Genomic DNA, 11,273 nt, shown 5'->3' on the forward strand with positions numbered 1-11,273 from the left:
ACACTCCCGCCGTGATGTTTCACGCGCGGGAGGAAGGGGACGGGTCTCATGCGGATGGATCATTGTCTGACCTGCCTGGGTGGCGGGGCGTGTGCTACACCACAATCTGAGGCGCCGGAGCAGGCTCGATAAAGCCCGGGCCAAGCCCGGCGAAAGATTGTTCTGGCCACACAGGCGCGCCCGGTCTGACAGCTGACCGCTACACTGTGCAGGTGAGTGTGGACCACAGCCTGGCAGTCACCGGCACGACCCTGCGGGCTTTCCTCTTTGCGGATCCGGCGGCCCATTCGCTGTCGCCACGTATGCACAACGCGGCGTTCGGGTGGGCTGGCATTCGGGGCGAATATGAAGCGAGACAGGTTCCGGCAGCGGGTCTTCGAGACGCAGTAGCGGGCCTGCGCCAGCCAGGTACCCTGGGTGCCAACCTGAGCCTGCCTCACAAGGAAAGTGCCCTGACGCTGCTGGACACACTGAGTGACGCGGCACGGGCCATCGGGGCTGTTAACACCATCGCCCACCGGAATGGCCGGCTGATAGGAGACAACACCGACGCCCCAGGCTTGATGAGTGCACTGCTTGACATCCAGGGGGGAAGCACGGGCGTCAGGACTTCAGACGGAAGTGTAGTTGTCCTCGGGGCAGGCGGCGCGGCCAGGGCGGCCGTCTATACCGGTGTAGTGCTGCTGGAGCGAGACGTCTACGTTGTGAACCGGACCCACGCCCGGGCCCAGGAACTGGCACAAACATGGACGGCGGAAGACGCGGAATCTACGGTATCGGCTGTCACCCTGAGCGAGGTGCCCTGGCCGGAAGTCCGGCTGGTCATCAATGCTTCGAGTGCAGGACTCGCCGCACCCGATGAAACGCCCCTGCCGGATTTCGATTTTCACCAGTTGCCTGAAGAAGCCCTGGTGTACGACATGGTGTACAAACCTGCCGAAACCCGGCTGATGCGCGAGGCGCGGCAGGCCGGTCTCCGCGCCGAGAACGGTCTGGGCATGCTGGCGCATCAGGCCCGGCTCGCCTTCGAGGTCTGGACCGGGCGCGACGTGCCGGTGGGGGTCTTTCTGGACGCCCTGGCCGGAGCAGTTTCGTGACGGGAGACCGCTCGGCCCGCGAGCGGCTCTGGGTGCAATGGGGTCCGGTCTCGATGCTGCTGGCCGTGATCGGTCTTTCGCTGGTCCTGGCGGTCGTGGCGTCGCGGTACGTGGCCATCGAGCAGCGCACCCGCTTTCAGCGGGCGGCGGGCACCCATACCCAGGCCCTGAGGGAACAGCTGAGTCATTACGAGGATCTGCTGCTGGCCACGCGTGCGACCCTGACCCTGCGTCCGGACCTGATGCCGCAGGCAGATTTCGCCAGCTACGCACGGCGTCTGAACCTGATAGAGCGGTATCCGGGGGTTCAGGCCCTGGGCTTCAACGTGTGGATCCCCGACGGTCAGGTGGCGCCGGTGCTCGCTGAACTGCGGCGCAAGGTCCGTCCGGAGGTGACGATCCGCCGCAACAGCCCGGCGCCGCTGGCCCTGGCGCCGATCAGCGTGATTGCCCCTCCCACCAGCGAGAACCTGCGTGTCCTGGGCTTCGATATGTACAGCGAAGCGACGCGGCGCGACGCATTCGACCGGGCGCGGCGCCTGGGCGGCATGCAGGCCACACGCCCGGTGCAACTGGTTCAGCGGGACAACCGTGGGCGGAGCCTGCAGGGATTTCTGCTCGTGCTGCCGGTCTGGGACAGCAGCCTCGAACAGCTGGACGGTGGCCGGGAGAAACTGCGGGGTTACGTCTACCTGGCCGTCCGAACCGACGAATTTCTGTCTTCACTGGAACAGACCGGTGTGCCGGGTCAGCTTGTGGCCCGGGTGACGCTGGGCGCTCAGTCTATGGGCCGGCCTGTCCAGATTGCACGGCCGGCCTTCCGGAAAGTTCAGGAGCTGTCCGTTGCCGGGCAGCCCTGGACCGTGCAGTACGCGGCCACCGGAAACTTCGGCCGGGGCCTTTCGAGTGCCTTGCCGATGATCTCGGTGGTCCTGGGCCTGCTGATCGGTGGCCTGTCGTACTGGTTGACGCAGGCGCAGGTCAGTGGACGGCGCCGGGCTGAGGCACTCAACCAGACCCTCGCGCAGGCCCGCACCCAGCAGGCCCAGGCGCGCGCGGAGTTCGAGGCCATCTTCCAGTCCATGCAGGACGCCGCTGTGTTTACCGATCCCAGCGGACATATCCGGCGCGTGAACCGCGCGATGGGGACCCTGTTCCGTCAGCCTCTTCAGCAACTGATGGGAGAGCCGCTGGCCAAGCTGCATCTGGACCGGCGTCTGGAAAGCCGCTCCACGTTCCAGGCCCTGACCACACCGTACCGCCGGGAGGACGGGACCGTTTTTTCCGGAGAAACCCAGCGCAGCGAGGTCCGGTCCGAAGACGGTGAACTGCTGGGCGCTCTTGAAGTTTTGCGCGATGTGACCGACCGGCTGGAGTCCGAGCGCGCCCTGCAGGTGGCGCAGCGCCGTGCCGGCGAGATCCTGGACTCGATTCCGCACGTGCTGTGGGTGAGTGACCCCGGGGGCGAGGTGAGCTACCTGAATGCCCAGTACCGCGGGCGCTTCGGCAGGGCGCCGCTCCGGGTTCATCTGGACCCTCAGGACCACGACAGCTACGACGGGCTATGGCGCCGGGCCCATGCACTGGGCGGGGCGGCGCAGAGTGAGGTCCGGCTGCGGGTCGGTGACGTCAGCCGCTGGCATGTGCTTCGCGTCAACCCCGTGCGTAACGAGCGCGGTGAGATCGCGGAGTGGGTGGCCAGTGCCACGGACATCCACGACCGACTGGTGGCCGAGCGTCTGGCCCAGCGCAACGAGCAGCGGTACCGCGGCGTGCTGGAGGGCATGCCGCAGATCGTCTGGCTGACCGACGCGCACGGCACGCCGACCTATTTCAACCGGCGCTGGGCCGAGTACGTGGGGCCCGAGCGTGCGATCCAGGGCTTCTTACAGCTGGTGCATCCCAATGACCGGGCCGAGTATCAGGCGCGTTGGGCGGCGGCAGTTGAGGCCCAGCAGCCTTTTGAGGCGGAACATCGACTGCTGGGAGCCGACGGGCGGTACCGCACCTTCGTGACGCGTGGGTCCCTGGTGCTGGACGCAGCAGGACACGTCATCGAGTGGGTGGGAACCACCACCGACGTGGACGACCCGGTGTTTGCCGAGACGGCCGCGCGCCTGCTGGCCAGCGTGACCGAGAAGCTCTCAGCCGTTCCTGGAAGCCGTCACAGGTTGCGTGCCCTTCGCTACCGCGAGGCGCTTGACCTGCTGACCGAGCGGTTCGCGGAGTCCGCGGCTGTGTGGACGGTACCGGAAGAGCCACTGGCCGTGTCGCGGGCCATGCCTGGCTGGAGCCAGGGTCCTCTGCAGGAGGTGTCCACGGCGCAGGTCCGACTGGCCCTGGATACCGGGGAGGCTCAGGTCCTCGCCGATCATGCTCTGCTCCATGAGGCCGGTGTGTCGGAGGCCCTGCTGCTTCCATTGCTGGCCCGCGACGGAACCCGTTTTGGCGTGCTGGGCATGACGTTCCGCCAGCCACTCCAGGACCGCGACCACGAACTGGCCACTGATCTGGCGCAGCGCTTTGCTGCGGCCATGGAAAACGACGCGCTGCGCGACCATGCACTGGACGCTCAGCGCGACCTGGAACTGCTCAACCAGTCCCTGGAAGACCGGGTGCAGCGCCGTACCCGGGAACTGGAAGCCACCGCCCGCGAACTGGAGGCGTTCAGCTACAGCGTGTCACACGACCTGCGTACGCCGCTGCGGCACATCGTGGGCTTTGCCGACCTGTTGCGAAAGGATCTGGGTGGCCACCTGAGCCCCAAGAGTGCGCGCTACCTGAATGTGATCTCCGAGGCCAGCACCCGAATGAGTCAGCTGATCGACGACCTGCTGGCCTTCTCGCGGATGGGCCGCCAGGAGCTGAGAAGTGTACCGGTGGACCTTACCGGCCTTCTGCGCACCAGCTGGCATGGGCTAGAACCCGACCGTCAGGGCCGCGATATTCAGTTCAGCCTCGGTGAACTGCCTACAGTGCCAGGGGACCCGGCCCTCCTGGGGCTGGTATTTACCAACCTGCTGAGCAATGCCATCAAGTACACCCGCACCCGTCCGCAGGGTGTCATTGAGGTGGCCGGCCGTGTCGAGGGTGGGCAGGTCACGGTCCAGGTCCGGGACAACGGCGTGGGCTTCGACATGCGTTACGCGGATAAACTGTTTGGTGTGTTTCAAAGACTGCATCGCGCCGAGGAATTTGAGGGCATCGGGATTGGCCTTGCTAACGTCAGGCGCATCGTGACACGGCACGGTGGGGAGGTGACCGCCGAGAGTCAGCCGGACGAGGGCGCCACCTTTACTGTTACGCTACCGCTGGAGCGCCCTGATGATGACTGACCAGATCCTTTCCTCACCTGCCGGTCAAGCGGCAGGCAACCGCACTGCCAGCACCTGGGAGGGCGCTCCCGGTCCCGGTGAGACCCTCCGCATCCTGCATCTGGAAGACAGCGAACTGGACCATGAACTGGTGGTCCTGAATCTGGACGGCGACCTGCCCTGGACGGTCGACGTCACCCGTGTAGAAGACGAGGCAGGCTTTCAGAACGCGCTGGAAACCTCGCAGCCCCACCTGATTCTCAGCGACTTTGCCCTGCCGAGCTATGACGGTCTCAGCGCCTACCGCGCGGCGCACGCCCGTCTGCCGCTGATTCCGTTCATCATGGTAACCGGCGCCATGGGCGAGGAGGTCGCGGTCGATACCCTGCGCCAGGGTGTCACGGATTACATCCTTAAGCAGCGCCTGGAGCGCCTGGCGCCGGCGGTCCGCCGCGCGCTGAACGAGGTCGAGGCCCGGGTCAGCCGCGAGCGCGCCGAGCAGGCGGTGCGGGAACTGAATACCGATCTGAAGGCACGTCTGGAGGAGGTCGAACGGCTGCGTAACATTGCCGAGCGTCAGAGCCAGCGACTGGAAGTGCAGGCCAAGCAGCTCGAAGAGGCGCTGAACATGCAGAAGACCTTCCTTGCAGAAACCAGTCACGAGCTTCGGACTCCACTGACGGCCCTGCACGGCTACCTGCGCCGTGCCGAGCGTGAGGTGGGGGGAAGCCAGACGCTGCTTGACGCCCAGAGGGTGGCCGAGAACATGACTCGTCTGGTCAACGACCTGTTGCAGCTTTCGCGTGGCGAGCTGGTCCAGAGCATCGAGATGCACTTCATGAATCTGGGCAACGTGCTTCGGCAGGTGGGGCGCGACTTTGGTGTGCGTGCGCCCGAGGAGAGCCCCGAGATCGTGGGAGACCCGGGCCGGCTGACCCAGGTGTTTATGAACCTGGTCACCAACGCGGTGCGGGTCAGCGGCTCTCCCGATCTGGTGCATATGGAGGTGGCGCACCGCCCAGGAGAGGTCGAGGTGCGCGTGGTGGACCGTGGACCGGGCGTTCCGGACCCGATCAAGCCGCGTATTTTCGATAAGTTCTACCGCGGTAAGGAAGCCGGGTCAGCAGGCCTGGGCCTGACCATCGCTCAGCAGGTCGTGGTTGCGCATGGCGGCAGCATCGACGTGGTGGACACTCCGGGCGGCGGTGCCACCTTCCGGGTTCGTTTGCCGACCCCTGAAGAGGAAGACGAGTAGCCTCCGCTGCGGCTCCCTGACGCTACCCTGGGGGTATGAAAAAGACCCTGAAGGTCACCTGGCTCGGAGAGCAACGTTACCTGGGAGTCAGCGAAAGCGGCCACCAGCTGCTGATTGACAACAGCCCGGTCAAGGTTGGCGTCTCGCCGATGGAGGCCCTGCTGGGCGCCCTGGCCACCTGTACTGCCTACGACGTCGTGGAGATCATGAAAAAGCGGCGCACGCCCCTGAGCTCGTACCGCATTGAGGTGGAAGGGGAGCGCGCCGAGACCGACCCCAAGCGCTACACCACCATCACCGTGCGGCACATCGCCAGTGGCGAGGGCATCACGGCCGAGGTACTGGAAAAGGCCGCTCACCTGAGCCACGAGAAGTACTGTTCTGTTGCCGCCAGTCTGAACAGCGAGATTAAACTGGAAACGCGCGTGGAGTGATGTTTGAACGAAGGCTGGCGAGAATGCTGGGGTGCTCCTGCCGGCGGCGCTCACCTCGAAAAGATTGCTATAGACCAGGACTGCCGGTGAAGCGAGAAGGCTTGCGGTGGCTCTGTGACCGGGTAACGGTGTGGTGTTCTCAGCCTGCCGGACGAAATTGCCAGCCAGCAGAGGCAAAAAGGGGAGAAGGAGGCGGTCACCACTGCCTCCTTCTCCCGTCAGACCGATGAATCAGCCGCTTACAGGCGCAGTCTCCGGGGTACTTTCCCGGGCGGTTTTGAGGGCCTTGGCCCACCAAGCCAGTTCTTCCAGCATTCCCTGGACGCCGGGCTCCAGGTAGGTCAGCTCGTTCAGATCCTTGCCCTGCTGCCACACTGCAAAGAAGTCAGCGCCCTGGATGTGTACGGCGGTGCGGATCGGCGCCATCTGCAGTTCGACGGCGATCTGCCGCAGCTGCTCGATCGCGCGGGCTGCGCCCACCGAGCCGTACCCGACGAACGCGGCGGGCTTTTTGTTCCATTCCGGATACGAGTAATCCAGTGCATTTTTCAGCACCCCGGTCGGGCCGTGGTTGTATTCAGCCGTGACGAAAACATAGCCGTCGAACTCTGCGACCTTCTGCTGCCAGCGCTGGGCCACCTCGTTCTGGCTCGGTGCGTAGAGGTTCGAGGCGACCTCGTTGAAAAATGGGAGTGGAAAGTCACGCAGGTCCACAATCTCGAACTCCAGGTCTGTCCGCGTTTTCGCGATGCTGGCAAACCACTGGGTGGGTTTGTCGGCAAAGCGGGCCTCACGGGTGCTGCTGATAATGATCGCAATCTTGGGCATGGTCAGCTCCTGTTTGAGACGGCGTGAAATCAGGGCAGGTCCACCGTTTCCCGAGGCACCATAACAGACGAAACGGGGACCAGTCCCCGTTTCTTTCGGTAGACTTAAGGTGTGACGCAGCCCAGGAACACAGCACCTTCTCCTCCGAAGCGCAGGGACGCGCAGCGCAACCGGCAGAAGATTCTGAACGCCGCGCGCTGCCTCTTTGCGACCCATGGTGCGAACGCCTCCCTGGACGCTGTGGCCTGCCGTGCCGAGGTCGGCAGTGGCACGCTGTACCGTCATTTTCCCACCCGTGAAAGCCTGGTCGCCGCCCTGCTGCGGGAGGAATATCAGGCTTTTCACAGCGTGCTGGACCAGGCACTTGCCCATGAAGACGGGTGGGACGGTCTGTGTCACTACCTGGAGCAACTGTGCAGCACGCAGATCAGCGACCAGCATCTGGGCGTTGGTCTCACGTTGGCTGTTCCGGGTGATCGGGAGGTTGAGGCTGTGCGGGCGAGCCTCCGCGAGAAAATGGTTGACCTGCTTGGCCGCGCTCAGGCTCAGGGAAGCCTGCGGGGTGACATCACCCCCGAAGACCTCGCGCTGATTTCGTGGGGGATGGCAGGGGTGATCAGCGCGACTGTCGCGGTCGTGCCCGGTGTCTGGCGCCGTTACCTGGGACTCACGCTCGACGGACTGCGCGCTGGGTCTGCTCATTCCCTGCCCGAGCCTCCGCTGACCCAGCGGCAGCACTTCCGTGTCAGCCTGCGTGCTTCGGAGCCAAAACCCCGTGCTCGGCGTAAAAGGTCCTCAGAACCCAGGTGAACTCAGTGCCCGGGTGAAGTAAGCGGCCGGCATTGTTCTGCCTGGAAGATTGACTGGGTAGTGGAGTCAGGGCCACGCTGACCGGGCATGAGCCCGACACGGGCACCGGACAGAATTGAGGTCTTCCGGAGCCATTGTGCCGTTCCGACACGGTGAGCCGGGGTTTCATATGAGGTTTGCCTGCTGTGCCGCTCTTTCCATAGGCGGGCCGTACGGACCTGGGTGCAGTCGCAGGAAACGAGGTGTCAGAAAGTTGACAGATGCACCGTGCTAAGCGGACTATGGAGACTCAATGAATCGCTTCCAAAAGACAAGGCGTCTGGGCGCCCTGGTGGCCCTGACGCTGTCTCTATCGGCCTGCGGTACTGATCAGGCGCCGCAGGGCACGGACAATGTCCAAGCTCTCGGTGCACCTGCGCAGGTGCCGGGAAACACAGCAGGGGTGCACGACTGGCGCGATGAGGTGATCTACTTTGCGCTGACGGACCGCTTCGCCAACGGCAACCCCGCGAACGACAATGGCGCGGACCGCAACCAGGGTGACAGAGCGGACACCTCCAACCCTCTGGCCTGGCACGGTGGGGATTTTGCCGGTCTGAAAGCGAAGATCGAGGAGGGCTACTTCAAACGCATGGGGTTCACTGCCATCTGGGTCAGCCCGGTGGTCCTGCAGGTCCCCGCTATCAGCGGCCCGGCCAGCGGTCCCAATGCCGGGAAACTCTTTGCCGGGTATCACGGCTACTGGGCCGAGGACTTCTTCAAGGTGGACCCGCACCTCGGCACCATGGACGAGTACAAGGCCCTGATCCAGACGGCCCACAAAAACGGGTTGAAGGTCATTCAGGATGTGGTGGTCAATCACGCCGGCTACGGCGCCACGCTGACGAAAACCAACCCGGAGTGGTTCCATACCGAGGCCGAGTGCAACGCCAGCAGCAACAAGGACGTCTTCTGCCCGCTGGCTGGCCTGCCGGACTTCAAGCAGGAACTGCCAGACGTCACGAGGTACCTGAACAATTTCGTGGCGTACTGGCAGCAGCAGACCGGGATCAACGGCCTGCGGATCGACACCATGAAGCACGCGCCGGACGCTTACTGGCGCCAGTTCTTTGCAGCGGGTGGACCGGGAAATCCAGCGAAGATCTGGTCGGTGGGCGAGGTATTCAACGGTGATCCGGCGGTTCTGGCCCGGTATATGGACGACCTGGGCTCGCCAAGCGTGTTTGACTTCGCGTTGTACTTTGCGGTCAAGGATCACCTGTCGAGTGCAGGAGGGGACCTGGGCCGGGTGGCCGGCGTCTTTGCCCAGGACGGGGCCTACAGTGACCCAACCCGCCTGACCACTTTTATCGATAACCACGATGTCCGCCGTTTCGTGAGCGAGGTTCGTGAACGGGGCGGTTCACAAACCGAGGCGACCGAGCGGCTTGATCTGGCCCTCAGTCTGCTGTACACGTCGCGCGGGACACCCAGCGTGTATCAGGGAACGGAGACCGCGCAGGCAGGACTGGGAGATCCGTACAACTATGCCACGGGGCAGACCAACCGCGAGGACATGAACTTTGCGGCCCTTGCCCAGGGCCAGACCGATGAGCGCCTCGCGGCGCTGGCTGCGGCACGGCAGAAATATCCGGCCCTGACGCGGGGGGTGCAGCAGGTGCTGTGGCAGCCCAACGGCGGCGCGCCCATCCTGGCTTACCGCCGGGTGGTCATGAACGGCAAGGGCGGCCAGCCGGTGGTTGTGGTGATCAACAACGGCAATTCGCCGGTGGACCTTTCTACTTTGAATGGCGGTGGGATTCCACTGCTGGGAACCTTCAGTGGGTCAGCGCTGACCGAAATCACCGGACGGACCTCGACTCTCGCCATGGCCGGTGGCAAGCTGACCGGCACGGTCCCGGCACGCAGCGCCTTCATCGTGACCGCCCCGGCGGGCAGTGGGGTGGGCAACACCGTGAACGCCAGCCTTGCTGAAGTCAGCGGACTGGCTGCCCGTGCAGGTGACAGCGCCGTGCAGCTGAGCTGGACTGCGCCAGCGGACGTGAACGTCACCGGCTACCGGATCTATGCGCAGTCCGGCACGGGACAGGAGCGGCTGCTCAACTTCGCGCCGCTGGCCAAGGATCAGACCACCTTCCTGGCCTCGGGAATCACCAACGATCTGCTGACAACCTTCAGGGTGGTCACGGTGGATGCCCAGGGTGCCGAAAGCCGGGGCTCGACCGTGACGGCCACCGCAAGCAGCAGGAACACAGCCACGGTCACCTTCACGGTGGACGCGCGCAGCCAGGGCAACGGTCCTGTCGAACTGCGCCGCTTCGACACCGGACAGCAGGTCGAGTACCCCATGACCCAGCAGGGCCGGGGCATCTGGAAGACCAGCATCGAACTGCCCCTGTTCCGCGAGATCAAATTCAAGTTTGGCAATGACAGCGCCGCGGCCAAGAACAGCGGGTACGAGGGTCCCGGTCAGGCCGACCGCAGCTTCGTGGTCGAAACAGGCGCCGCATACACCGGCACCTATGATTTCATCACCCAGCCGGTTCCGCCGACCATCGAGGGTACGGTTTCGGCGTCCACTGCCCCCGTCGGGAACGCGGTTGTCGAGGCCATCACGGCCAACCCAGCCCTGAACTATGCGCTCACCTTTCCTGACGGCAGCTACACCCTGTTTGCCCCGGCCGGCACCGTCACGCTGCGGGCCACGGCGACCGGATACCCGGCTGCCGAGCGGCAGGCCGTCTCACCCAGCACAGGCGTGGATATCCAGCTCACACCGGTGGTGACCGCACCGACCCCCACACCACCGGCCGGAATGAAATACACCGTGGATGGTAACCTGAACGACTGGACGGCGCCCAAGGTGACAGCGCAGAGCCCAAACGAGGGGACCTTCGGGGGCGACAACAACTGGCTGACCCTGCAGACCGACAGTGACGCCCAGTACCTGTATGTCGCCTATACCTACCGGGTTTCGGGCAACAGCGCGATCCTGTACCTGGATTACAAGGACGGCGGCGCAGCACAGGCAGATTCCTTTGAGGCCTGGAGGCGTGCAGCGACCTTCAGTGGAAGTATGGGGGGCGTGGACGCGTTCGTGGCGCGCTACGGAAACGAACCAGCGCAGCTGCGGACAGTGCAGAGCAACATGACCACGCCCGAAATCAGCGCGGCGGGCTACAGCTTTGCGGCCAGCGGCACCCTTCCCGCCCAGACCGTGGAACTGGCAATTCCCTGGTCATCTCTGGGCCTGAGCGGCGCGCCTGCGGGCGGCGTCAACGTGGTGGGCGGAATTTTCGGCGGTGACGGGTACGGCGCGGGCGACATCATTCCCTCGGCGGACAGCACGCCGGCGGGTGCCAACACCATCTCTGACTGCTACAACTCCTGCCGTGCGACCTTCACGCAGCCCATCACCGTGAAATGATCTCCTATTGATCACGTCGTGGTTTGGCATTGATATACTTGGGGAATGCCCGGCTGGCAGCCCACTCAGTATTCCCGTGCTCAACTCGAAGAGCGCCGCCTCGCGGCG

General features: G+C 64.6%; 7 protein-coding genes. 6 read left to right on the forward strand and 1 reads right to left on the reverse strand.

Features of this window, described 5'->3' with window-relative positions; translation table 11 throughout:
- Positions 1-218: 218 nt before the first annotated feature.
- From aroE to IEY49_RS14485, 4 genes are read left to right on the forward strand one after another with little or no spacing between them, the layout of a single operon-like run.
- Entirely contained in the window at positions 219-1,097 is an 879-nt protein-coding gene (aroE, locus tag IEY49_RS14470) for a shikimate dehydrogenase (RefSeq protein WP_189010071.1), read from the forward strand.
- On the forward strand, positions 1,094-4,432 hold the full coding sequence (locus IEY49_RS14475) for a CHASE domain-containing protein (RefSeq protein ID WP_229780819.1): 3,339 nt from the start codon (positions 1,094-1,096) through the stop codon (positions 4,430-4,432). The genes aroE and IEY49_RS14475 overlap by 4 nt, the downstream gene beginning before the upstream one ends.
- Positions 4,425-5,666: a hybrid sensor histidine kinase/response regulator gene (locus IEY49_RS14480; protein WP_229780820.1), complete on the forward strand. Its 1,242-nt coding sequence runs from the start codon at positions 4,425-4,427 to the stop codon at positions 5,664-5,666. The genes IEY49_RS14475 and IEY49_RS14480 overlap by 8 nt, the downstream gene beginning before the upstream one ends.
- Positions 5,667-5,701: 35 nt before the next feature.
- Complete coding sequence (locus IEY49_RS14485) at positions 5,702-6,100, forward strand: OsmC family protein (protein WP_189010052.1); 399 nt, start codon at positions 5,702-5,704, stop codon at positions 6,098-6,100.
- A gap of 231 nt (positions 6,101-6,331) precedes the next feature.
- On the opposite strand, the gene IEY49_RS14490 is transcribed toward IEY49_RS14485, so the two are convergent.
- Positions 6,332-6,928 carry an NADPH-dependent FMN reductase gene (locus IEY49_RS14490; RefSeq protein WP_229780821.1) on the reverse strand — a complete coding sequence of 199 codons (597 nt, stop codon included), beginning with the start codon at positions 6,926-6,928 and terminating at the stop codon, positions 6,332-6,334.
- Positions 6,929-7,039: 111 nt separating this feature from the next.
- Between IEY49_RS14490 and IEY49_RS14495 the strand changes: the two genes are divergently transcribed.
- Positions 7,040-7,738, forward strand: coding sequence for a TetR/AcrR family transcriptional regulator (locus tag IEY49_RS14495; protein ID WP_189010054.1), 699 nt, complete (start codon positions 7,040-7,042; stop codon positions 7,736-7,738).
- Between the two features lie 292 nt (positions 7,739-8,030).
- On the forward strand, positions 8,031-11,165 hold the full coding sequence (locus tag IEY49_RS14500; protein ID WP_189010056.1) for an alpha-amylase family glycosyl hydrolase: 3,135 nt from the start codon (positions 8,031-8,033) through the stop codon (positions 11,163-11,165).
- Positions 11,166-11,273: the final 108 nt, after the last annotated feature.

Origin of the sequence: Deinococcus malanensis (assembly GCF_014647655.1) — a bacterium.
GTDB classification, from domain to species: Bacteria; Deinococcota; Deinococci; order Deinococcales; family Deinococcaceae; genus Deinococcus; species Deinococcus malanensis.